The sequence below is a fragment of the Vibrio sp. Vb1127 genome, assembly GCF_033338735.1.
Classification (GTDB): domain Bacteria; phylum Pseudomonadota; class Gammaproteobacteria; order Enterobacterales; family Vibrionaceae; genus Vibrio; species Vibrio alginolyticus.
The window spans coordinates 127,162-150,873 of sequence record NZ_JAWOTF010000002.1 but is presented as its reverse complement, the minus strand read 5'-3'; the positions used below and the strand labels follow the sequence as shown (position 1 = coordinate 150,873).

General features: G+C 45.6%; 29 protein-coding genes. All 29 read right to left on the bottom strand.

What is annotated here, in order from left to right; translation table 11 throughout:
* Window position 1 precedes the first annotated feature (1 nt).
* Entirely contained in the window at window positions 2-553 is a 552-nt protein-coding gene (locus R7H07_RS04610) for a hypothetical protein (protein ID WP_206959157.1), read from the bottom strand.
* Window positions 553-2,805: a hypothetical protein gene (locus tag R7H07_RS04605; RefSeq protein ID WP_206959156.1), complete on the bottom strand. Its 2,253-nt coding sequence runs from the start codon at window positions 2,803-2,805 to the stop codon at window positions 553-555. Before R7H07_RS04605 ends, R7H07_RS04610 begins: the two co-directional genes overlap by 1 nt.
* A complete protein-coding gene (locus R7H07_RS04600; protein ID WP_025500496.1) occupies window positions 2,786-3,070 on the bottom strand; it encodes a phage tail protein in 285 nt (94 codons plus the stop codon). The genes R7H07_RS04605 and R7H07_RS04600 overlap by 20 nt, the downstream gene beginning before the upstream one ends.
* 65 nt (window positions 3,071-3,135) lie before the next feature.
* The gene (locus R7H07_RS04595) at window positions 3,136-3,615 is read right to left on the bottom strand and encodes a phage minor tail protein domain-containing protein (RefSeq protein WP_206959155.1); all 480 of its coding nucleotides are present in this window, start codon (window positions 3,613-3,615) and stop codon (window positions 3,136-3,138) included.
* Window positions 3,616-3,618: 3 nt separating this feature from the next.
* Entirely contained in the window at window positions 3,619-4,122 is a 504-nt protein-coding gene (locus R7H07_RS04590; protein WP_206959154.1) for a phage tail tube protein, read from the bottom strand.
* 2 nt (window positions 4,123-4,124) lie between these two features.
* A complete protein-coding gene (gene gpU / locus R7H07_RS04585) occupies window positions 4,125-4,571 on the bottom strand; it encodes a phage tail terminator protein (protein ID WP_025632822.1) in 447 nt (148 codons plus the stop codon).
* A complete protein-coding gene (locus R7H07_RS04580) occupies window positions 4,561-5,193 on the bottom strand; it encodes a phage tail protein (RefSeq protein ID WP_206959153.1) in 633 nt (210 codons plus the stop codon). Before R7H07_RS04580 ends, gpU begins: the two co-directional genes overlap by 11 nt.
* Window positions 5,190-5,468, bottom strand: a complete 279-nt coding sequence (locus tag R7H07_RS04575; RefSeq protein WP_025632825.1) for an ATP-binding sugar transporter from pro-phage family protein — start codon at window positions 5,466-5,468, stop codon at window positions 5,190-5,192. Before R7H07_RS04575 ends, R7H07_RS04580 begins: the two co-directional genes overlap by 4 nt.
* Window positions 5,461-5,652 (bottom strand): hypothetical protein, encoded by a 192-nt coding sequence (locus R7H07_RS04570; RefSeq protein WP_025632827.1) that lies wholly within the window; start codon window positions 5,650-5,652, stop codon window positions 5,461-5,463. Before R7H07_RS04570 ends, R7H07_RS04575 begins: the two co-directional genes overlap by 8 nt.
* Before the next feature lie 59 nt (window positions 5,653-5,711).
* A complete protein-coding gene (locus R7H07_RS04565) occupies window positions 5,712-7,685 on the bottom strand; it encodes a phage major capsid protein (protein ID WP_206928576.1) in 1,974 nt (657 codons plus the stop codon).
* On the bottom strand, window positions 7,651-9,210 hold the full coding sequence (locus R7H07_RS04560) for a phage portal protein (RefSeq protein ID WP_053807289.1): 1,560 nt from the start codon (window positions 9,208-9,210) through the stop codon (window positions 7,651-7,653). The genes R7H07_RS04565 and R7H07_RS04560 overlap by 35 nt, the downstream gene beginning before the upstream one ends.
* On the bottom strand, window positions 9,210-9,737 hold the full coding sequence (locus R7H07_RS04555; protein ID WP_206959152.1) for a hypothetical protein: 528 nt from the start codon (window positions 9,735-9,737) through the stop codon (window positions 9,210-9,212). The genes R7H07_RS04560 and R7H07_RS04555 overlap by 1 nt, the downstream gene beginning before the upstream one ends.
* Entirely contained in the window at window positions 9,731-11,722 is a 1,992-nt protein-coding gene (locus R7H07_RS04550) for a terminase gpA endonuclease subunit (RefSeq protein ID WP_242539576.1), read from the bottom strand. Before R7H07_RS04550 ends, R7H07_RS04555 begins: the two co-directional genes overlap by 7 nt.
* A complete protein-coding gene (locus R7H07_RS04545) occupies window positions 11,676-12,245 on the bottom strand; it encodes a terminase small subunit (protein ID WP_025632836.1) in 570 nt (189 codons plus the stop codon). Before R7H07_RS04545 ends, R7H07_RS04550 begins: the two co-directional genes overlap by 47 nt.
* Window positions 12,246-12,693: 448 nt before the next feature.
* Entirely contained in the window at window positions 12,694-13,650 is a 957-nt protein-coding gene (locus R7H07_RS04540; protein WP_242539575.1) for a tyrosine-type recombinase/integrase, read from the bottom strand.
* A gap of 585 nt (window positions 13,651-14,235) precedes the next feature.
* Window positions 14,236-14,421: a hypothetical protein gene (locus R7H07_RS04535; protein ID WP_065299540.1), complete on the bottom strand. Its 186-nt coding sequence runs from the start codon at window positions 14,419-14,421 to the stop codon at window positions 14,236-14,238.
* Window positions 14,422-14,462: 41 nt separating this feature from the next.
* Entirely contained in the window at window positions 14,463-14,894 is a 432-nt protein-coding gene (locus R7H07_RS04530; RefSeq protein ID WP_069540028.1) for a M15 family metallopeptidase, read from the bottom strand.
* A complete protein-coding gene (locus R7H07_RS04525; RefSeq protein WP_206959150.1) occupies window positions 14,894-15,175 on the bottom strand; it encodes a hypothetical protein in 282 nt (93 codons plus the stop codon). The genes R7H07_RS04530 and R7H07_RS04525 overlap by 1 nt, the downstream gene beginning before the upstream one ends.
* 226 nt (window positions 15,176-15,401) lie before the next feature.
* The gene (locus tag R7H07_RS04520) at window positions 15,402-16,826 is read right to left on the bottom strand and encodes a hypothetical protein (RefSeq protein WP_206959255.1); all 1,425 of its coding nucleotides are present in this window, start codon (window positions 16,824-16,826) and stop codon (window positions 15,402-15,404) included.
* Window positions 16,827-16,955: 129 nt separating this feature from the next.
* On the bottom strand, window positions 16,956-17,381 hold the full coding sequence (locus R7H07_RS04515) for a hypothetical protein (RefSeq protein ID WP_206959149.1): 426 nt from the start codon (window positions 17,379-17,381) through the stop codon (window positions 16,956-16,958).
* A 374-nt stretch (window positions 17,382-17,755) separates the two neighbouring features.
* Window positions 17,756-18,595, bottom strand: a complete 840-nt coding sequence (locus R7H07_RS04510) for a hypothetical protein (RefSeq protein WP_206959147.1) — start codon at window positions 18,593-18,595, stop codon at window positions 17,756-17,758.
* A 132-nt stretch (window positions 18,596-18,727) separates the two neighbouring features.
* Entirely contained in the window at window positions 18,728-19,426 is a 699-nt protein-coding gene (locus R7H07_RS04505; RefSeq protein WP_206959145.1) for a hypothetical protein, read from the bottom strand.
* 156 nt (window positions 19,427-19,582) lie between these two features.
* Window positions 19,583-20,263: a hypothetical protein gene (locus tag R7H07_RS04500; RefSeq protein WP_206959141.1), complete on the bottom strand. Its 681-nt coding sequence runs from the start codon at window positions 20,261-20,263 to the stop codon at window positions 19,583-19,585.
* A 162-nt stretch (window positions 20,264-20,425) separates the two neighbouring features.
* A complete protein-coding gene (locus R7H07_RS04495; protein WP_206946623.1) occupies window positions 20,426-21,007 on the bottom strand; it encodes a hypothetical protein in 582 nt (193 codons plus the stop codon).
* The gene (locus tag R7H07_RS04490) at window positions 21,008-21,739 is read right to left on the bottom strand and encodes an ATP-binding protein (protein ID WP_064368129.1); all 732 of its coding nucleotides are present in this window, start codon (window positions 21,737-21,739) and stop codon (window positions 21,008-21,010) included. It lies immediately after the preceding gene.
* Window positions 21,736-22,521 carry a hypothetical protein gene (locus R7H07_RS04485; RefSeq protein ID WP_313895345.1) on the bottom strand — a complete coding sequence of 262 codons (786 nt, stop codon included), beginning with the start codon at window positions 22,519-22,521 and terminating at the stop codon, window positions 21,736-21,738. The genes R7H07_RS04490 and R7H07_RS04485 overlap by 4 nt, the downstream gene beginning before the upstream one ends.
* Window positions 22,518-22,649 carry a hypothetical protein gene (locus R7H07_RS04480; RefSeq protein ID WP_255201246.1) on the bottom strand — a complete coding sequence of 44 codons (132 nt, stop codon included), beginning with the start codon at window positions 22,647-22,649 and terminating at the stop codon, window positions 22,518-22,520. Before R7H07_RS04480 ends, R7H07_RS04485 begins: the two co-directional genes overlap by 4 nt.
* Window positions 22,650-22,708: 59 nt before the next feature.
* Window positions 22,709-23,257: a toxin YdaT family protein gene (locus tag R7H07_RS04475; protein ID WP_025632637.1), complete on the bottom strand. Its 549-nt coding sequence runs from the start codon at window positions 23,255-23,257 to the stop codon at window positions 22,709-22,711.
* Window positions 23,258-23,368: 111 nt separating this feature from the next.
* Window positions 23,369-23,608, bottom strand: a complete 240-nt coding sequence (locus R7H07_RS04470; RefSeq protein ID WP_074191183.1) for a helix-turn-helix domain-containing protein — start codon at window positions 23,606-23,608, stop codon at window positions 23,369-23,371.
* Window positions 23,609-23,712 lie beyond the last annotated feature (104 nt).

Sequence of the window (23,712 nt, the reverse complement as noted above, 5' to 3'; positions counted from 1 at the left end):
ACTATGGCATTTTGAATACGGCCTCTTCGGCAGCTAACGCGGCCTTTTCGATGCCAGATAAAGTATCTCGGGAAAGTACGCGAGCGGTGTAGCGCTCCAGTTTTAAAGCGCGGAAGGTTTGCACTTTGGCTTTAAGTTCCCATATGGAACCAAAGTCTTTGCGACCACCTTTATAAACGAATGGGGTGTCCTCGCCTGGTGTGGCGGTAAACTGGCACTTATGTACTTCAAGGTCGTAGTCGCCCGTTCGAAGCGGCAAATAGAACCACTCCACGCCTGCTTCCAGTTCATTGAATACCCAGCTCTCGAACACCTCTTTTTGCTCTCCGGTGAACCGGAATGGTAAGACAAATTCAGCAGGGGCTATGCGAGAGCGACGACGCATGGTGGCCAAGCCCAAATCCATCTTTGAGCGTATGACCGTTTTGCCATGTTGATACTGATACCCTTTGGATTTTGGCAACGGCAATATACCGTTACCAAAATACTTGCACGGGTAAAGGATCACGTTCGGGTTCAATTGTGCCAACACTTCAGGTTTGATGGTTGCCATTATTTGAATCCTCCTGGCTGAACGCCAAGCGTTTTAGAAATGTAGCTAAAGTATTTCCCACCACTTTGCGCATCCTTCATCATGATGTTGAGGACTTTGTTCTCGTCATCAATCTCAGCGTGAGTACCAGGCTCGGCTTCATGAATAATGATGGTCCAAGGTTGGGCGCTCGCTCCGCTCCCGTTCGCGGCCATGCGGTTTTGGTAGGCCATGGTCGGGTCGTTGGCAGCAAATGGTTGACGATACATTGACATGGTGGCGCGGTACATTTGGTCAATGCGGCGCGCTGACTCGTTGGTGTAGACTCGCTCACCTGCTTTTAACGTCCAGTTTGACTCACTGCGACCTGCAAACATTGGCACTTCTTCAATGCCGTTGTGCGCCATGCCTGCGACAGCTTGCCCCATGATTAAGCCTGCGCTGGCAGCAGCCAAAGTACGAATGACCATTGCTTGACCAACACCTGCAATTGGACCCAAACCGATAGGCGGTGGAGCCAGTGCAGCCGTCGCGGCAACTTCACCTTGCATATAGACCTGAGCAGCAGCCATGGCTTTTTGCGCAGCGAATGCCGCCTTTTGAATGAACGAGCCTTGTTTGGCGGTTTGTTCAATCAATGATAAGCCTTGCGACGCTAAGCCAAACTTCATCGAGAGGACGGATTGCTCAATGCGTTTTTCTGTATCGGCTCGCTGTTTGGACGCACGCTCTGCCGCTTTGGTTTTGGCATCTTCTTTTGCGATATAAGCGTCAATTTCTCGCTGAATCGCTTCATCTTGCTTACGTTCGAAATCTTCAAGCTCGGTGTCGTAGAATTCTTTCTCGCGCTCTTTGTACTCCGCTTTAATTGCAGCCAGTGAATCAAAACCACGCTGCTCAATTTCTTGCTCTGAGAGTTTGAGGTTTTCAATATCTTCAAGGCGCTGCTCATGCGAAAGCTTTAGTTTTTCGCGTTCATCAGCGTATTGAACATCGAGCGCAGCAAGGCGCTGTTGGCCTGCCTGTTGTTGGCGTGCAATCTCTTTTGCACTGGTCGAATCGCCAGAACCGTCGTCATCATTGGCAGGCTTGACTGATGGCTGAGGCACGTCGTAGTTCATGCCAAAGCGCATTTTGTTATAGCGCTTTTGCTGGCGCTCTATCTCTGCGTCGATCTCCTCTATCTGCTTTGTTAACCGTCCAAAATCGGAATTGAGATTAAACAGCTCATTCTCACTACGACCAAGTGGATTAAAACGGAGTAAGCTGTCAGCATCGACACCCTCATACTCTTTAAAGGTATTATTTACCTCTCTCAACTCACCACTAAGTACCTTTCTCTCGGACTGCAACTCCTGTATTTTTTTACTTAGGCCATTTACTGTTCTTGGGTCGTCTGACCAACTATCAAACAGCGATCCCCAATAATCGGTGGCCACCACCATTTTGTCAGTGAACCAATCAATTTGATCACTGGCTCCGAGAACGGCGTTAGCAAATGACTTTTCTAGCTTGAGGCCAACGTCCTTGAGCTTTTGGTCCATTTCTTTGAACTTCTCAATGTCATACTCCGACATCGACACGTTCAAATCATCGAACTTATCCGTTAGTTCGTAGAGTTTTTGCCCTTGCTTATCGAGCAATGGCATCAAGGCCGAGGCATCGTTGGCAATGCTTTCCAGATAGAAAATCTGGCTTTTCATCGGCACATTGGCAGCGTCCATCGCAGTCTTGACCGCAATCAGAGCTTCTGGACCGGAGAGTTGTTGGAGCTTCTCAATCGTGAGGCCGACTTTAGGCGCGATGTTCTCCATAAAGTCGGCAAACTCACCGCCTTCATTCTCAGAGAAATCACCCAGCTTATCGTTCACATCCTTGAGGATGTCTGCCATGGTTTCGCCACTGATGTTGTATTGCTCAGAGGCGTAACCCAAAGCTTGAATTTGTTCGACAGAGGTTTGGGAAACGGTGGCCATGCGCTCTATTTGACGCGCATGCTCCGCTTGACGGGAAATGAGATAACCCGTTGCGCCAGCTACGGCACCAAGTCCGGCGGTCACTGCACCTGTAATTTCTAACACACCTTTGGCGGCTGTTTTTGCGCCGTCTGCGGTGCTTTCTAATGATTTGCTGAGGCCTACGTTTTCATCATTTGCAGCTTTGGCTTCTTTGGTGTAGCCACGCAGCATCTTTTTCGCGTAATCCACGTCCTTCTGAAACTTGGCGGTTTCAGTATTGAAGCGGATATTAAAATCAGCTATCTGGGCACTCAATACGGAATCCTCCTGCTGATTCGCTCAATGCCATCAGCTCTTCATCAGTGTATTCGTGGGGTTCTTCGGGCTCGTCGGTCACGGGTAGGAAATCACGGTATGAAACAGGCTCGTCTAACTTCACTCCTGCAGCCATGGCCGTGATATTCCAGTTAGACGCACAACTAACAGCAAAGCGCCAGTTATCCATATGATGTGAAAAGCCCTGCTCCGAGAAATACTCTCGCCATTCGATGACCGTTTGACAGCTAATGGAAGCCAGCATGGTTCGCCAACAGATATGACCAAACTCGCGAGCAAGATCTTGGGCGAACCGCCTTTCAGCCCGAATTAAGCTTTTGGGTCGACAGGATCCACATCGTCTTCCTGCTCACCGTCTTTTTCTGGCGTTTCTGGCTCCGCATCTTCTTCAATGGATGGGGTTTCATCAGGCAGTGACATACCAGAAAGCTTGGCCACTTCGTCATGAAGCTCTTTGATTTGCTCTTTAGACATGGCAGACATGACGTACTGATGGCGCTCATCAATATCATCAATATCATCAATATCGAAGTTCGTGCCATGAGCCACCAATCGAGCCTGCATGATGAAATTCAAACGGTTCCATTGGCGAGTGACCTTCTCCATTTTTTGCAGTTGAGCTTCTTTCTCTTCCTTGCTGGCTTTTTCTGATAACGCTTCAACCGACTCGGGAAAGGCCTGCTCTGAGCAGAAGTCCATGAAGTCGTAACGATCCAAACCAGACAACTGAGTGAGGGTGACTTTATCGTCACCCACAGGAACCGTCTTTTGCTTTAGGAATGTAGCCATAGATTAAACGCCCCCTTCAGCAGGCTGCGCTTGTTCAGCCAATAGCATTTCCGCTAGTTTTGGCTTGCCAACGTTTTTGAATTTGACTGAGCGAGTGATCTTCTCTTTAATCGTCACCGCTTTACCCAATGAGTTGATGTAGCCTGGGTAAACATCGACCGTGCCATTTGGGTACTTAATTCGATATTCGGTGACAGTGCCGTTATCAATATCATCCACGAGCTGCTGCTGACCTGGCTCCCCTGGCTTCCAAACTAGCGTTAAGTTAGTTTCACCTGCTGACTTTTGACCAGGCGTTGTTTTAGCCCAATCAGACTCAGGATCGTCTAGATGGTCATCTTCTTCGTCTTCAACGGTGATCTCACCTGGTTGAAGCTCTTTAACACCTGCTAATTTGTCCCATTTGGTATCTTCAAGATAATCTGCAGGAGCAGTCAGTTCGGTTGCGTCTTTCAAGCGCCAAAACGTGCTGCCAGCGCCTTTGATTGGTTGAGTTGGGTCCGACATGATTAAACCTCTTCGGTGTATTCAATAGTAAATGTTAAAACCGAGGAACCCCATGGGGCCCCCTCTTCGCGTACATAAGAAAAACCAGAACGATTACACAGACTGAGCAAACCATTAGCAGTGTAGTGACGGTCAATTACGTCCCGAACTTTCTCACTAAAGGTATCGAGGTCGTCATCCAGTTGATTGGTGGCCAAGTCCATAATCTCTACAGCAAGTACCGAGCTCCACTCCTCTTCATCAAAATCCTGCCCAGTGGATTCACCATCAAGCAAGTAGACCGAAATGGCTGGAACTTCGAGGTATCCTGTCTCACCGTCATCACTGGCTGTAACTGGTTCACCTCGGCCAGAAAAATAAGCAGCGATAAGGGGTTGCCCTTCACTGTCAATTAGTGCTTTTTCCAAGTCAGAAATGATCTGCTTTCGAATTTGTTTGTTAATTTCCACGTCCTACCTTCCGACGAACGATTAACCGAACCTGCTGGCCCATTGCATACATCAACTCTTTAGGCATATCTTTATCAATCAAACGACTACAGTTAGTTTCAAAAGCCGACGTAATCTCTTTGTAAATAGGAATAGCGCACATCTTGATTGGGTAACGAGCATCACTAGTACGCTGCATAATGTGCCATTTACCATTCTTCAGCTTCTGCAGAAAAGCATTGTCAAACTTATGTTTACCCACTTTTATGGACGTAAAACCAGAAACTTCGCGCTTGGTATAACGTCCATCTTTAGCACGGGTTGCACTTTGCACCTGGTAACGCCCTTTTTTACGCCGAATTTGTGTACGAGCTTCCCCTATGTGAATTGCTGGAATATCGGTACGCCTTACTCGAACATAAGCGACAGGCTGTTTTGGTGAGGCTTTTTTGGATACTCGGGCATAACGTCTGATGACTTTTTGCTGAACCTTGACCGCCTTAGAGGTGTCTTTTACTGAATGGCTAATAGCTCTCTTAGCGATTCGGTTTATTGCCATAGAAGCTGCACTTGGTACCGCTTTTTCGTCTAAAGCACTGAGGTTCTTTACTGCAGTTGCCAACTGGCGGTCTAGTTCATTCATTTCAGATCAAAACTAATTAAGCCATCATGATACTCAGGTACATCAGCAACCACATGGCTGCGGCCTTTATAGGTAACTTTGTCACCTTTGCGAACCTTCACACCTGATGAACCAGAGATAGACAAACGGGTCACATTGGCAGCCATCATCCCAAATTGATCTTGTGATGTATTTGGAACCACTTTTGCAGACTGACCCGCAATGGTGGCTGACTCTCCAAATGCACCAAATAAAGCAGCATCCATTTCAGCCATAGATTGAGACCAATTACTCATCTTCGTCCTCTTCGACTTCAAGATCGTCTTCTGGAATCCAGACTGCTTTCTTTTGGCCAACCAGAGAACGGGCTTCAGACGGTGTAATGTCGCAGCCTTGCCCCACTTCTAGTGCCGTTTCAGGCTTCAATAATTGACCGCGACAACGAAATGGTTGTGTAACTAAAATTGCTTTGACTGACATTTGTTTCTCCAAATAAAAAGCCACTCGATTGAGTGGCTTAGCTAGTAGTTTTTGATTGATTAGGCTGCTGGTTTTTTACCTAGGCAGAAAGAAGCAGGATGGCGAACAGTTACATCAGCGTCTTGGAATGCAACAACACGCAAGCGCCCTTTCGCACTATGAGTGTATGGGTCAATAGTCAGGTCTAGGCCTCCCCACAAACCAATCAGCATTTCGGACCAGACGCCAAACCAATAATCACCGTTGTTGATCTGGTTAGAAATGTGCGTGCCGTAGCCGTTTACAGTGTTACCCCCTTCCCAAATAGGTGAGCCGTTGGTATTAGCAAACTTTTGAGTTGTCTTACAGTGACCACGGCCAGTAGCGTTCATCATGTAAAGCATGGAACCAACATCAGCATTGTCAGCAGTTATCTCTGTTTCCATGTTTACAATTTCTTGGAACGTCGGATTAACCGCAGCGAAATCTACACCGTTCACACCCGTGATGTTTGCTAGACCAAGCGGTTGATCACCACCAGTGCCGTACAAGGCAGCTTTATCAATAGTAAGAGCCAGAGCTTTAGCAATATCCGCACGAGCCAACATCTCAACATCTGGTGAAGACTGCATCAGCATCTTACGAGTCATTTCTACTAGCGCAGCACAAGTACGGTTTTGTAGGCCACGCTCACCAAAGGTGATTTCAGATAAGGTTGCATCTACATCTTCACCAAGCCAATAGCCCGTAGCGCCCCCCTCTTGAGTCGGGATAGATAAATCACCTACTAGGCCTGTTAGCGTAGTTGCATAGTTCATGACTGCTGATTTGTTATAGAGCATATCAATGAAGCTACCGGCCATATGGTCAGTAGCAATCAAGTTGCTACCGGAACCACCAGCACTTACTGGCGCAGCTGCACGAAGAACATCGTTAGGTACAATAATACCTTGTGCTTCACGCTTCATTTTATCGGCTGCGGCTTCAGAGGCTTCAAGCTCAAATGCAGCTGCTCGACGATACTTTTCATTCGTTGGCTGAGACAGGTAACGCAGAACGTTCAGAAATGAATACTGGCGAATTTCATTGTCAGACAAGCCAATGTCTGGGCTGTCTGCAACCGTTGGTGTTGCGCTACGTGCTCCCGCTGGTTGACCGCCATTCTCAGACGCAGCATCAAGTAAGGCGCGTTGGTAATCGGCAGCTGTCTTCTTTTTGTCTCGAAGATAAGGGTTAGGATCAACACCACGACTTCCGTATTGCTCGAACAGGTCTAAAATATCACGCACACGGTTTTGCTCTGCTTCAATACCAGCTTGACGTTCTGTGTTGGACTCCTCAAGAACTTCAATAATCTCAACAATCACATCGTTCTCATCAACTTTTGCACGAACTAAGCGGCCACTGGCATCACGCAGGGTTTTAGTCTTCATATTGGATTCACTCCGGTTTTCAATTTCACGTTCATTTTCTGTTGCGCCAGTTGGGATGATGATCCCCATATCACGCAGGTGGTTTTGGTATTTGGTTGTATCTAAGCTGCGCCCAACACCAACGGAAGGGTCAGCGGGAACCGTGACAAAAGACAGCTCGAACGGCTCCCAATCTGTCACACGATAGGTGCGAACATCATCCGTATCACTTTCAAGAACCATCGCATGGACGATGTAACCAATAGAAACGTGCTTACGAATGCCATCTTTAACGTCTTGCCAAATTTCCTCTGCTCTTGGGCTAGTACCGAACCGAACAACCGCTCGGCCCTTATTCTTTTCGATTCGAGCTGATTCAATGACACCAACTAGATCGTCCCAGTCATGGTTGACCAAAGCAGAAGCGCCAGCATCAAAACGTGCCATGCGTACTGCACCAGATGAATGGTCGAGGACTTCATAGCCAAACCAACGCTCAACTGGATATTCGCTAGAGAAAGCCAGTTCAACCGTACGGTTTTCTTCATCCACGGACTCAACCGTGTAGTTTCGATACACAGGTTGACCTGTGACCTGACGAATCAGATCACTCGTCGTCAGTTTCGTCTTCTTCTTGCTCACTTTGATTTACTCCTGCAGGTTGCCCGGTGGCTTTTATTCCCAAAATCTGGGCTATCATTTCGTCTGGAATCCCTTCCGCTCTCATTGCCTTGATGTCCTCTGCATATCCCTTCCAGACATCTACAGGCTCACGACCAGATTCACGTATTGCTTCACCAGGGGACTTACGACCATTTTCTTGAGCTTCGGTAATGGCTTTCTCTTCTTTAAGAGGGTCAATCCATTCCCAACGGCGAGGTTGCCAATCTGCTTCTAGGAATTTGCCTAAGCGGCTAGCTGGGATAGGATTACCATTTGAGTTAATGACTTTTCCGGCAAGTAATGAATACTGAAGCCAACGTTCATAAACTCGATGGCAAACCGACTCTATGAACCATTCTTGTAACTCTTTCCACCCGTCACGTTCGTCAAGCTTGCCTTGGCGAATTGAACTAAGGTTGACACCTTCCAAGTCATTGGCGTACGTGTTGTAAGCCATACCCTGACCTGTAGCCATTCCTCGCAACATATGCTTTGAGAACGTTGCTGTCTCTGTTGAAGGAAAATCCGGCGAGTAATCAACAGGAGTAAAGCCTGGAGGCAAAGTCACAACCGTATTTGGTTCTAACTCAATCTCTGGCTCTTCAAACTCTTCGGATTCATCCGGTTCATAAACATCAGCGTCTGCTTGAAGTACCAGTGTTTTACTAGCCCCCGCTCTGGCGTTTACAACAGAAGCTTCTTCAAACCCAGAAAGGTTACGCATTCGACTTAATGATGTGTGATTCCATGGAATACCACGGAATTGCTCAGGATGCTCTTGGTCATAAACGTGCAGCATGTCTTCAGCGGAAACACGTTCAAACTCTTTACCTCCATGGCGAAATGCTTCAGCCAAAACACCTGCTTTTGTTTCAACTAAGTAAGCAACCAGGCGTCCATAAGGGGTCATTTCGATGCCGTTTCGAATTACGTTTCCGTTTGCTAGTCGGCTTTCGTTGACCTGAATCGGTACTCTTAGAGGGTCTATGAGCTGAATAGCAAATCCCCAGGGACCAGCATGTGGGCCTTCAACGATTCGTATGAACGCTTCACCGCTCCCCACTACCGTATTGAGAATAACGCGCTTGGCTCTGCGCCAATCAAGACGCCCATCAACAGTACAGTTTTCGCGTCGTCCCCACTTTTTAAAAGCTTTCTCAACAGCAGCATTTCCGTTGGTATCCAATGAACCATCAGGTTCTTTGCCCCGAACTTGAAGAACAATACCTTTATGTCCGAGTACATTTTTACGAACTTCTCGGACAAACCCTCGGGCATAGTCATTGTTACTGATCTGTTCGCGTGAGCGAGCGACTAAAACTGCGAGTTTTTGATCAATCATCTTGCCAATTGGCACAGGTGAAGAATCCCAAGTACTATTGTTTCTGTCTGGATCCGCTGCCGAGAATAGGCTTCGAGAAACAGGACTCAATTTGACATATGGCGTCTTGCGACGTTTCTTTTTGGCCTCTGGCTTAGCGTTGCGATTAAAAGGATTCCACATCAGCGCATCCTCACTTTATGTACTGTCAGAAGACCTCGGCCAGACTTCTTACGCTTCTCCTGATTCACCCTATTGAGAAATCGCTGCTCTAACTGCAGCAGTTCGATCAACGGGGTCTTCTCCAGACTACGACCACCAAACGACAGCTTAAGCTGATCAGATGTAGCACGATTGGTTAACGTAGCCTGAATAGCTGCCAATGCTTTCTCTGCTTCGCTGCGAGGGTCATGTACATCCAATGCTGCCAAGTCTGGCAGTACAGTTAATCGGCTGGTAAGAGGCTGATGTACATCGGTGCCATCAGTTACACGCAACACAACGCTGTATTCTTCTGCGGGCCAGTTCGCTGTCTCGCTTGCTGGTACTGAGAATTGGAACGCATCACCCTCCGGTGTGCCGACAATGTCTGCCTTACCGGATGCGGAACGTAGATAGATAGTGGCTACCCAAGAACTAGCAGGGTAATCTGGATAAGAGAATTTGAAGTTGACCGACAGACCTGAAGTGATCTTTGTCGGTATTACCATGATTTAGCAAAGTTTCCTTTTCGCCGTACTAAGCGGCGCTTGCGTTTTTTCAACTTAACAGGCTTACGCTCTTCCTCGTCTTCCTGCTCGTCTGCCTCATCGGCTACCGATTCAGGTTGAGTTTCTTCCTCATCATCAATCGGTTTTGGTTTCTTTCGGTCAAGTCGTAGCATTCTGGCCACCATATAGTTCATACCTTCACAGTCGAGAAAGTGGTTGTCTTTGCTGACTCGATTCCACTCTCCTTTTTCATCATCAAACTCCTCAGCAACAATCTGCTTACAGTAATCTTCTGAGACATCGGAAGGCAGTAACCAATCACCAACGGTGCCGCGTTTCCAACGGACACGGTTATGTACCCACGCTTTCGCCAAGCTGGCATCAAAGTCCCATCGCTTGTCACCACGCTTTCTAACCTTGCCCTGCTTATCAACTTCAACGCGAGTGACACGAAAAGGTTTGGGGAGCTTCTGCCAACCCATTAACGCTCGTGCACGAGTTTTATGGCGACGAACCCAGGCATAAACCTCATCGGTTCTGTAGCCTGCATCGACACCGCACTGCCTGATTTTTAAGTTTCCCCATTCATGCTCCATCAGGTCATCGAGTTCACTCCATACCTCCGGCTTATCGGTATCCCCCCATAGCTCGCCAAACTCAATCAGGCGTGAGGACATACCATCAACCCAACCGCGTACGATATAAACAAGACGGTTTTTCTGGACATCCACAGTACAAATTAGTGTGTGTACCCCATCAGGAACTTCACCTGATGAGAACGTCGAGCGTAGCTTGTAGACTTCTTCCCATTCAGGAGCATCACCAACAACAGCAAATATTTCTCCAAACCCTGTGTTATAAACAGAGAGTAATTGGTGTGGGTCACCGCTTCTCTGCGCTTGAAGGAGTTTTCTGGCTAGATAGCCATAACTCTTTTTACCGGAGAACGAGCAAAGACCACTCACCCAAATACTGAAGTGGTTGTTGTCTTCCAGTGGATGAAGCATGGAATGAAATGGGACAACGGTTGATTCACCGCCTTGTGTAATTAATACAGAGCTATCGTCGTACTTCTTAGCGTATTGCCCAGGAGCAATAGCAATACCTTGAGCGTTCATTACTTTGCGGTGTTTGTCTTCAATCTGTCCCCCACAATGAGGGCAGACTAAACGGGCTTCACGCGATGCAGCTGCGGGAGAGCTTTCATTCTCTGTGCCTTTGCCTGGCCACCAAAGTAGATCACTTCGTGGTATGAAATACTCACCGCAATCTGGGTCAGGGCATGGGACAGCCCATTCATGTCGAGTTCCTTGTTCCCACTCCAACCAAATCGGGCTCGACACTTTTCCTTTTGGTGCAACAGCCCAATGAGTCATCCCTGTTTCAGGGTGTTCATAGGTACTTGCCTTACCATGCGTTGGCGTACTAGTTAGCCCAAGCTTTGAGTCGATATAAGCATCACCACGCGCTTCTGCAATTTCCGCTAATGAGCCTTCACCTGTTGCATTGGTATCAGGACGGTCTAACTCATCAACTAGCGTGATAACCGCAGAATCCGATGCCAATTCAGTTGCCGAACCAGCCCAAGCAAAACGCAGAGACACGCCCCCAATACGCTTTTTATGTTTGGGACTTTTATCATCGTACTTTAACCACAGCGTTGAGCACTCTCGGAACATCTCCATTATTTTTGGCTCAACGACGTTGTTAATGTTCGACTCGGTCGGCCCCACATAGATGATCGGTGCAGGTTGGTCATCAAGGCGCCATCCAATCACGTTCTGCATCGTGGCCGACTTTCCCATCTGCGTTCCCATAACAAAGGTGATTTTTGAATAAGCAGGGTCGGCAAACGCGACGCAAACAGGAATCATGTATGGCGTTGAAGTCGTATCAAACGGACCAGGTATTGGCGAACCCGGAGGCATAATTCTATTCTCAGTTGCCCACTGCGCAGCATTCCTCAGCGGCTTCGCTCTGATCATCTCTGCTACGTTTTGCAAGATACTCAGCAACGAACGCACTGAGGTGGTCAGCGGTGGCAGTGCGTATACGTCGAGCTTCTCGGTCAATTGTGTTTTTGCATTTGGCGGGTTCATGTTCTGACGCTACCTCTAAAGCTGTTCGAGCCCCTATGCCATCCAGCTCACTACCAAATAAGTTTCCAACCATGTAAAGGAACTGGGCTAACTCTCCCAAATCCATCACTGTTTCTTCGGCCTTTTGAGCTTCAATTTCAGCTTTGCGGCGTTTGGCAGCAGTGAGTAATAAGTCTTCACCGTCTTTGGTGCCAACTTTTGGGCTGCTGTGCTCTTTCTCGTACTGGCCAATTTGCTTTTTAATTTCGCGGTCGATAATCCACTGAATGGCTTTATCTGTTTCAATGATTAGAGGCTTACCTCGTCCACCACCGCCTTGGTGTGGCAAGCCCTCTTTGATGAGGTCGCCCACCCACTTCGGTGAGTAACCCATAATTCGAGCAAATTCATTTCGGTTTACTTCAGCCATAGCGACATTCTTCTAGCGTTACGCGTTATGGTTCACTCCCTTCTCGACCCACCCGATAGAAGGGAGTAAAAACCGGACATTAAAATGAGGCGGAATCGGCGAGTCTCAGCCCCGTGGGTTATTGAACCTCTGGGAAGGACCCGCAATCTTTCGCAGCCCTTGTGGGACAAGGCGTGAGTGGGATTTGACTTGGAATTAATTGAACAGCGTTTTTAAACCTAATTTTCACCGTGATTTTCAACCACTCAAAAAACGCTGAAATCAGGCGTTTTTGGGGTCAAAACCAGTAAAACTCCCTTCTACTCCTTTCTCGGTTTTTTGGTGTTTTAGACGTCCAAACATCCAAATGAACACCAATCACCACAATTAACAGATTTTCTTAAGAGTTAAATCGGTCAGCGATGCGTGAAGCCTTATCGATTCTAAGCTCACACTAGATGATCATGTTTTAGGATCTTCCCGCGATCTTCCCATGGAAAAAAATAAAGCCCTGCAGATCTAACCAATTGTGATAAGTCTGCAAGGCCTTAAGTTTCAAGGCTTCCGTTGTCGTGTGTATGTAAGCTTGGTCTAGGTCTGACATCTTGTGATTGAGAATGCGTTCACGTACAAACTTATCGACACCTAAGTCAGTCAGCCTAGTGCCAACTAACTTACGGCAATGGTGGCTAGTAAACTCACCCTCACTCCATTCCGCATATGTACTGTTGGCCGTGTCCTTACAGATGGGTGCATCCCCTTTCGCATTGGGAAATATAAACTTCTGTCCTTCCTTTTGGGTAAGGCGATACTGTTGAAGTAGGTTTCTAATCTGCCAGGTCATCGGTAACATCAAAGCTTCACCGTTCTTGGCATTACAGGCGGGTATCCTCCAGATATTCTCGTCCCAATCGATATGGCTCCATCGAGCTAAGCGGGTTTCACGAATACGTGTCCCGTGAGCTAACTGCATCAACACAAACACCTGCTTTTGCACTGAGTGTGTCTTTAACCTATCAAGTAATTGGCTCACATCATCAGACTGAATTTTCCCCTCGTTAGGTGTGATTTTCTTGCTGATAAAATCAGTAAATACCATCGCAGCCACTGGGTTTGAAGCGATATGCTCTTCTCGATATGCCTGATTAAACGCTGCTTTTAAAATAGCAAAGTAGCCTTTAACCGTTCTAAGTTCATAGCGCTCACGCAGCGGCCAAACCAATAAGTCCTTGATATGGTGCTTCCGAATATTAGCAAGAGGCAACTCCCCAAGAGCTGGTAACAAGTGATTAAAGACCACCGACTTAACGGCACTTTTCCTCTCTGAAGAGATATCCTTGTTCGACTCAATATGCTGCATATACCAGCGCAAGCAATCACTAAAACAGGTCCAGTCTGTAACCACTTGGTCCGTATCCGTCGCCATCCTAGCAATCTTTTGGGGTAACAACTCAAACAGTGCCTTAGCGCTTAGACGAGGCCAAAGTCCAAGCCGTTCCCATTTTGGTTTTCCGTGTTTTCCGTTGCTCTTTCGTTTATCAATCAACCACCAAGTAGCACTCTCGCGAGACTTGTGAAAACGAAGCTCTAAAGCATATCTTTCATCCCTAAGCCTCGTGACAGTATCACTTTTCAAATAGCTTTTAATTTTCGTATCAGAGATACGCAACCGTACTGTAGTCATAGAGTTAAACCGCTAAATCTGTCTCTCCAGTGTCACGCCGCTTCTTCGCCTGTGGCTGACGTTTCCAGTAATGAAGGGGAGCTTCGCCCCTCAGCTTGAGCCTTATTGATTTTCTTTGTGCGCTCTCATGTTAAGGATTAAGCAACGGGTCAGGTTACTTCATGGTCATAGCTAACACAGAGAAACAGCGAGGCACCAACGCATGTCCGTGAAGACATTAGGAATAGGGTCACCACCGTAAGCACTGTTACTAAATGGCCGAAGCCTGGCAATGCTCGACGACATTGCAGAACGCTAACGTTTTTGCTCTTGGTGGTGAAAATAGAATTACTGCTCTTTACCGAGGTGCTTTTTCACCACAGTAAGCAAGCGGTCATCAGTATCAGTTTTGGTATTTTTCGCGTGCGAGTCTGCAATGGTGATGAGCAGTTCGGTCACAGATTCAGGGCTAAGTAGCTTTGCAGCCCAATAGCCAAGCAGTTGTTTAAGTAGCGTAAAAAGGAACACCTTCATTGTGCGTTCTCCATAAAAAAAGCAGCTCATCGGCTGCTTGGTTATAAAATCTCTAACAATTCGAAATGCGGCCCATCGTAAGAGCCCCGTTTGTGTTCATCAGCACTTGAGCCGTTTTGGTTCCAGTCCCCACCCCATCGAATACGAATACCGATAACCTCAGCCGCTTTAAACATGGCCTTAGCGATTACTGGGCATTTGTCCCAAGCTAGCTCACCGTTGAGTAAGGGAACGAGATCCACTGCATGGCAGAAACCATCTTTTTGAATGAGGTGCTTACTATTGAGCGTCCAAGTTTTCTTTGGCTTACCGTAAAACAATCGGTGTTGGCGTTCGTTGGTTCTTACCGTTTCACTCACAGAGAGATCAACCTCTTCAAGATAAGTGATGGCGAGTGCCACACATGCGGCCATTTTGGGGTGTAGCTTGTGCAAGCGAGTTAGGCTTCGTTTGCCTAGATAGAATTGAGGCATTATTGACTCTCCAGTGCTCGTAAACGCTTCTCTAAATCCCGCTTATCTGAGTTGTATTCTTTGCGAAAGTCATCACTTCTATCAGCAGCTTCCTGAATATCGACTCGAAGGTTAAGCATGTCAGCTTGAAGGGTTGCGAGAGAGACTTGGTTGTTGCTAACCGTTCCGCCAATCCACAGAAGGAGTGCAGCGATAACGGCCGAAGCAACGGTTACAAGAATTTTGGTTTGGTGTGATTCGTGTTGAACTGAGGCGTGTTTATCACTGCATGAATTCGACATATATGGCGCCCACAAAAAAGCGAAAAGCGCCCCGAAAGGCGCTCCAGTAAGGAATTTTGTAGATATATAAAAAAACCCCGCCGAGTTGGCGAGGTTTTGCATGCTGGAAAGAGTGCGCCATTTAGGGGTGAATGTCAACTCTCACCCCCACAAAACCCAATTTTGAGCTAAGAATGCCAAACGTTTGGAAACACTCTTGCATGTTCTATGAGCTTTCTTAGTACCACTAAGAAGCAGTTGCGAGCTCTTCTATTACTTGCCCTGCTTTGTGGATTAACTGCTCATCACTAGGCAGATGAATTACTTTTCTATTTTTTGCGATATTTTTGATCATGGGCTCAAATTTATCTCTGGCGAAAGCTCTACGGTCACTTTCCGCGTACATATCACGAAGAAAATCAGGAACGTCTTCAGATTTAAATTCATCAATAATTGATTCGGCCTCGTCTTCATTCAGAAGATAATCAAAAGCAAGTTCTCCAAACACTTTTTCCACTATGGCTAGCATTTCCTTTGCGTCATCTTCAATAAATTCATCAAGTATCGCGTTTGCTGCAGCATTTGCCGCAGCGCCACCTGTGAATGCCCCTAATAATCCACCAATAATGCCTCCTGCAGCTGTACCTATAACTGGAATTGCGGAGCCTAAAGCAGCCCCACCTGCAGCACCAGCCATCCAGCCACCGGTTCCACCCGCAACTCCAGAAGCAGTCGAAGCTACATTCTTAAATAATTGTGCACCCGAGCATCGACCTTGGAACATACGCACAAAATCAACCGATGAGATAACTAGAGTAGTAACAACACCTGTGACGATATTCCCACGTAAAAGCTTACTTACGTGATTCATGGCAGCTGCCCCATAGATAGCATTACCAGATCGTAAACCATTTGCTATCCACGCAGCTGCTTTTGGGCCCATTTGCTGAACAACCCAATCAGTAGCCCCTCGTAACCCCTGCTCAAGTCCAGTCCGCCCGAGTTGAGCTGTAATAATACTGCTAACCCAAGCAACACCGCCAACCTTTAGACCTACGTAGCAGGAAGACTCTAAGGCTTTATCCCAATCGTCGCCATTCCATAAACTAATAGCGAAAGACACTGCCGCAGATATCCCCATTGCGCTACCAGCCAACTTGATTCCATTTACCGCATCATAAGTTAAACTTTCAATCGTACCAAACTTAGCAATATTTCTTACTTGCTCATAAGTGAAAGCTCCTTTTCTGATAATATCTTTTGCTAGTTCAGGGTCGGTTACTCCAGGTACCTGACCTTTTTTGATTCTATTCTCCATAGCCTGTACTGCTGAATCATATTTGTCAGACGGTACTTCGATCTGCATTGGACTACCGTCAGAGTTCAGGTATCTAAAGCTTCCACCTTCAAAACACTCGCTAATACATTTTGAGCCTGAATTGCAATATTTTGTTTGTATATTTACACCATTGACCTGCCTATCAGCACCATTTTTAGCATTGTCACCACCAACAATTTTGGCATCTTTCCCTGACAGTACATCTTTTAGGTGATTTGCTTTCTCAGCTGCAAAACCATGTCCTCTGCTAGCACCCAAAATAACGTTGTCTGCATAATTATCTGAGCTTCCAACGACTCCAGCAGCAGTTCCAACAGTATCCTTATTCTTCATCAATGATCTCCTATGGCCGCTTGAAAGCGTGCCATATTAAGGTGTAAGCAACTAATCCATACACCATAAACACAAACCCAACGCTGAACTAAAAGTGCCAAGCGTTGAGAATTACTCTTAAATGCTTTATTAGCTGTTGGTCTCAATTTTCACTAAGTCACCTTCAACAACTACACACTCAAACCTTTTCTTCACTACAAAGATTTCACCTGACTCTTCGTATTCTGTTTTACGTTCAATTCGCGCGTTGACTAAAAGGTCGCCGTCAATACCTTGAGCCTGGCCATTTCGGATTGCATCATCCATCGCTCGCTGGAGTAAATTGTCTTTTGGACCTGACATGTAGGCCAATGTGTAAAGGTTTACTTCATAGCATGATTTACCTTTAGTATAAGAAGATGTGTTGTTGCTTTTTTGATACTGAAGGCTTCGAACATTAAACGATGAAGCCGCTGTAAACTGCCCTAAACGCTCATCGGTGTCAGGCGGCATCTGCACACAACCACTGAGCGTAACTAAGCCCAACACAGCTAAGCTAATATTATGAATTTTCACTATTTTCCCTTGATATTTGAATAGACAACAAACGTGTAAGTCGGCTAAGGCCGTTTTTAATCGACCTATAATGCAACCTTTCCCATATCACTTCAATTCATATTCACTAGATTCGTGAAAGCATAGTAAGTTAAACGAACCTGCCAACTCTGACTGCATATAAGTAATACACTGGCAGGTCTGGCTCCAACTAAGTCGACTAGGGTGGGATGGTCCTGACGTTTAAAAACGGAGAAAGTGCACACAAAACAACCAGGGCACATTGCGGCAAAGCGAAGTAATTAACTTTGTTGTTCGAGAGGGATTGGCTGCTGAAGCAGCCAAAGGAATGGAATTGCCTAAAGACAGGAGAAGGCTCATATGTGTTAGTTATATTAAAGCTTGTAACCACTTTTAAGCTTGTATAGAACTCGCGTACCACCTTTGTTCGTTTTTTCTTCCGAGAATTCAAACAAACCTGATTTAAGCATTAGTGCCTTTAATGATTTATGCTCTGTGCCTTTATGAAGCAACGCCAGTTCTTTAGGAGCATGTTGTTTAAGTAATAGTGCAGCCTTATTCATCACTGTCCAACCATCATTTCTTGTTGGTTGATCCGCGATTTCAGCAAGTAGAGTAACCAATCTATCTTGGCTAAAAAATAAATCTAACCACACTTTCTTTCCTTCATCCGAGCATAAAAACTCAGACAATATTTTTTTACTACGTGAAAGTGTTTCGGCTACAGTCTGAACATTCTTGATTTCGAACCGTATTTTCTCACACTGTTCATCAAGACGAGCCTCTACTTTTTTACAGCTGACGATTGAGGTTATATCAAGCTCAAGTAGAAGATGATGAACTAGTTCATTGCGTTCTTGAACTAATTTTGACAAAGACTCGTTCCTCTCTATATAACTACTCTCATCGCACTCTATTATACCAAAATCAAATGAGATATGAGGTTCTTTAAGTTCTTCAAACTCTCCAAGTTCAGCAGAAGTTTCAGATTTCGACGAATTACTAGTTTCAATAAATTGTCCAACTAACTGCCCCAACGTCTTTTTATTTACAGTAGCCTTTTTGGAAGCAACAATGTCTTCAAGTTCACTTACATATCCGGAGACCTTTCCAGTAGCAACAACTTGTTTGATTAGCAATTCAAGCCTCTGAAACATTAGAATATTTCTACCTACTTTCCTTTCGACCTCTCTGACTAAATTATCTAAAGACATCGTTCCTCCATAAACTTAATGCCGCGTTTGCGGTAAGTAACGCTACCCCAGAACCAAACCATTACGACTTAAACACAAAACCCAACCAGAGCCCAAAGTGCCAAGCATAAGGAATCACTCTAAAATACATTGTTAGCTTATCATTTTATCCCAATAGACTGGATGACTGGATTTGTATGAATTGAATCCCGCTTCATGTATAGCGACAGAAACAAGCTCATTTAGATCGATATCATTTTTGCCCAACACAACCTTTGAACGTATGCTCTCTGATAACTCAAGGTCGCGCACTAGGTCGCGGGCTTGATTAACTTTCAATGTATTGCCTTTAGTACAAGCATTGAAAACAACATTATTTTTCTCAAAACCAGTTAGATGCTTTCTAAGCCTGTTTATGAAGTCCTCTCGAGCAAAAGTTAACCAAGCTAACTGAAAAATCACGGTTCTATATTCTTTTGGGTGTAAGCCAAGAGACGTTTGATATTGCACTGCATTCAATACTACGACTTCATACAATCCTGACTCAAAGCAGCTTTTATGGTACTGGCTTAAAACTAAAAAATTGATTAGTGCGTTATTGAAATTGTCACCAGTTTTACCTTTAGCTGGTGATATATTTTCTAGATCAAGATATTCGCGTTTGTGAGGACTTTCCAATACGAATATAATTTTACCTTGAAGTGTTTCATTTTCTGAAAGATCACTCTCAAAGAATTTACCATCATAGTACCTTACATAAGTCCATGTTTTATCTGGACATCGTTCCTCGTGATACAAGGCATTCTTATTTCCTATACTTCTAGATATAGCTTTTAACAATTTCGAATACACTTGATTTGCTCCGTTGCTGATTTGATAAGCTAAGCCCAGTTAAGGTATGAGCAACGCAATACCAAAGCCGCCGCATACCACCTTAAAAACAAAACGTAAAACATAGCAAAAATACCAAGCGTTGCGAATCAATCTTAAACAGTTTTTTATATAAATTTATATACTCAAGAGCTCTCTCATGGTTGCTTTTAACCGATGTCTAGCTGCCGAAGTCTTATGAGACCACTCTCTAGTAGACTGATCGTAAAAATTGTCTATGTCGAAAGGCATTGTTTTAAATGTTAGGTTTTGCTGGTTTGATAATAATTTCGCTTTATCATGACCTATATTTAGAGAATCGTGATTATCAATGTATGTTTTGTGAATAACCTTAAGACATAACCTTACCTCTTCTTCAAGTGCGTCGTCGATATAGATTGATTCTTTTTCTAATACTGAGTAAGCATTTGAGATTGCTTGAAATGCGGTGCTAAATGCCTGGAAGTTTTCGGAGAAAGACTGGAAGTAACACGCGCCAAAATCATTGCTATTCTGACATTTATCTAAGCCTTGTGATTTTTTAAAACCAACTCTCGAACTTGAAGTCATAATAACTGCGTTGTAAATATTATGAATTGCATTTCTCTTGGCTTCTTCAAAATTAGTAAGCTTCAAAGTTTGATGATTTACATACAAACTGAGTTCAGTCGCCAGCGTATCTTTCTTAATATCAAGCTCATGCTGATATTTCTTCAGCGTTTTATTTAATTGATTTTCAACGAGCCTTTTTGATAGGTAAGTAACGACCCCAACACCAGTAAACCCACCCACCAATATACTTATAATAATGTCGTTCATGGTTCCTCAAATTTGCATAACGCTTAAGTCGGCTAAAGCCGCTTCTCACCTCATATAATGCAACCTTTCCAATATCACTTCAATTTATAATCAATAGGTTAATGAAAACAAACCTGCTAGCCCTCATCACATCGTGCTCCAAACACTGACAGGCCTACCCAACTAAGCCACCCTCTCCTTCTCTATCCTTTCCATTAGCGCCAACATCGCAGCATTGCGCTTAGCGGCTAGCCAATCTGCTAGGCCATCGAGGACGGGATGGTACTGGCGTTTGAATACTGAGAACGTACAAACAAAACTACCAGAACACATTGCGGCGAAGCGGCTTTCTAAGTCCCACGCTACTCGGCCATCGTTGCAATGCATGCATTTACGGTAGTGGCGGTTTGGGGCTCGGTACTTACCGCTGCCGCCACAGCAAGAACAAATTCGGCCTTGTGGAGTGATCGCCTCTTCCACAGCAGCGCGCACAATGGCTGCAAATGCGGCTTCGCTTTTTTGGCCACGCCAGTCATCAGTTAGAGTATACAATTCCGCGAGCACTACCTTTTCCAATGCTCTGCGAGATTGTGCGTTATCCAATAACTCCACAAACAACACCAGAAAACCGACCGGAGATTCCTTCCAGGTTATCCCCACCATGCCGAGCTGGTCTTCCAGAGAAAATAAGCCTTTGCCGCCCTTTTGCGGTTCGTAATTTATGCCTTTTAAGTCGAACTTAGCCAATAACGTTTCTGGTCGCATTTATGCTACCTCCTTGCTGTTCCTCACCTGCTTTCGAAAACTCTCCCACGTAAAGCTCACCCACTCACAGCTCTCCAACAAACGCTCCATCACTCGGGCTCCAAGAACCTGAGTCAGGTCATCAGATTTCAGATTGGTCAGAATGCCGGTTGGCTTCTCGTTGGTGTAGCGTGAGTCGATGATGGTGTTAATCATGATCGCCTCGTGGTCATTCATTCGCTGAACCCCAACCTCATCCAACACCAACAAATCGACCTGAGCTAAATACTTCAGAAACTGAGCTTCTGTAACGTTCGATTGGCGGTTGTACTTATCGCGAATTTTCATCATCAACTCAGCGACCGTAATCACCAACACCGTACGATTGCGCGTCATCAACGAGTTCGCCATTGCACAAGCCAAGTGGTTTTTACCCGTTCCTGTCGATCCAGAAAATACAAAGTTTTTCTCATCACCTTCCAAGAACTCAGAAACCCAACGGCGAGAAACACTAAACGCCTGACGCTGGCCTTGGTTCTCCGTCACGTAGTTGGCAAATCGACACTTCAAGTGCTTCTTGCCTACTCCACTGCGACCAAGTAAATCTTGAACTTTGCTCTGCTGGTAGTTCTGATACACCGCATGGCTTTGCTTCTCGACTTCCTGCTGAGCAAGTTGAGCCATCTGCTCTGGCGTGTACGGCACAACGTTCGCAGGCATCGCTTGCTGCAGTTTTTGGAAAAAGCTATTCATTGGTCACCTCCGCCTTGGCGGTCTTTGAACCACTGCGGTGGTCCGTAATCATCAGGGTTGGTTTGGTCTGAAAACTGCTCCACCGGAATCAGCTTCGAGTTTGGCGAGGACGATTTAAGGCTAAACAACCCTTGCCACTCGTTGTCGATGGATTGCTCAATGATTTGGCGCTGCATGCTCACCACGTTCTGGGAGAGTTTGAGCAAGTCGAGCATTTTGGTGCGCTCGCCCCGCTCAGTTTTGAAAGGCTTTTTGATTCGCTTACGGAATGCCAGGTAGTCAGCCCAAGCATCGTGATCGAGCATCGCTGGAATTTGTTCCTCAGGAACCAAGCTACCCGTGATGGGAGACTTTTTGTTTACTTTTTCTGTAGTAGTCTCTGGTAATCTCTGTGTAGTCTCTGTTTTAGTTTGGCTGATTGGTACAGCACTGCTTGGCGCATTTGTACGTTCTAGTTTGGCGCATTCCGCCAAACCAGTTTGCTCCATTTGTGCAATCAAGTTTGGCTCATTAATGCGGTAGAAAACTCGGCAAGGAACACCTTGCTTTTTCTCTTCCAAAATACCTAACTGACGCAGCTTTTTACGTGCAGTATCAAGCTCTCTTCGAGTCATGCCCGTTTCGTCTTGCCACTCTTCCTGAGTTTTGTAAAACCACCCTGAAGCGTTCGTTCTTCGGCTCCAGTAAATGCTCTGGCTAAGCATTAATGCGCCTGTGATACCAATGCCCATCTTCACAAACGATCGATGAAAAGCGATGGGTCTATCCAAATACTCAATCACACCGCAGTCCCCGCTTTCATGGATTCAAAGATTTCCATCGCTTTAGTCCGTGATACGACGAAACGACAAACACCGTTATTGGCCACCCAGATATAGCAGCCGTGATAGTTCTGTAAGCTAAGGCTCATTGCACAAAGTTCTCCTAGTTAGATGCGTGTTATGTGGTGGTCAGCCACTACGCTTTTGATTAGGCAGCTTTCTTCGCCATTAACGACTCAAGGTATTCCAGAAGTGGCGCGTGAGATGCCTTCGCCTCCTGCACTTCTCGATACGCATCGCGCAGCTGGTCAATGTTCGCGTTCTCCCCCAAAGAGATCACCGCACGGAATGCTTCAGATGTTTCTTTGTTGTGGTTATGCAAGAGCAAATCTCGGCTTAAGTTTGCATCACTCGCACCAATGCAAGTGACAGAGAACCCAAGCGGGTTAAGAAATTGGTTAAGCATGTCGCTTGCGCGTTTGGCAGGCATCGCCTTAAGCACCGCAGGTAACAAATCCATCATCGTGGCTTTGGCCTCTACGCTGGTGCGCTCGACATAGCGGAAAAAGTTCTGAGCATTGTTCTTGTCATCAGCGCCCGGTACTTTAAGTAGCTCTTTACGCTGCGCATCAACCTCGTGCTCAAGATCGAGTTTGTGATACAAGCTCGCGACACGGTGAGCAATACACTCTTTACTCAGTTCCGTGCGCCAACTTTCTATTGCGTTACGCATAACGCTTTTAAAACTGTTATTCATGGTTTTTCCTTACTGGTTGTTTGTACAGAATGCTGTGAATCAGCCTAAATTTTTAAGTTGCGTTATTCTTCTAACGGTCACTTTGAGAATAAATGCACTCCATAGACTTGGTCATAAACGCAAATGGTCGTTTATAGAGACCATCTGGTTAGGGTTTGGAAACACTTGCTCAAAAGTACAGTTGGCACCAAGCTCATTCAGTGAATTTACGATGTCCCAGCACTGATTGAAGCTTGGGCAACGGCGTCCTTTCTCGTAGTGGTAAATAGAGCCTGGTTCTATCCCTGACTTTTCTGATAAAGACTTTACTGAGATAGAAAACTGCTCCCGTATTTCTCGTATTCTTTGCATGTACACCTCTAAATCAAAAAACAACTACAATGTACATTATGTATATATTAAGATCAACACAATGTACATTATGTCAATTGCATCATTTTGTACGAAATGTACAT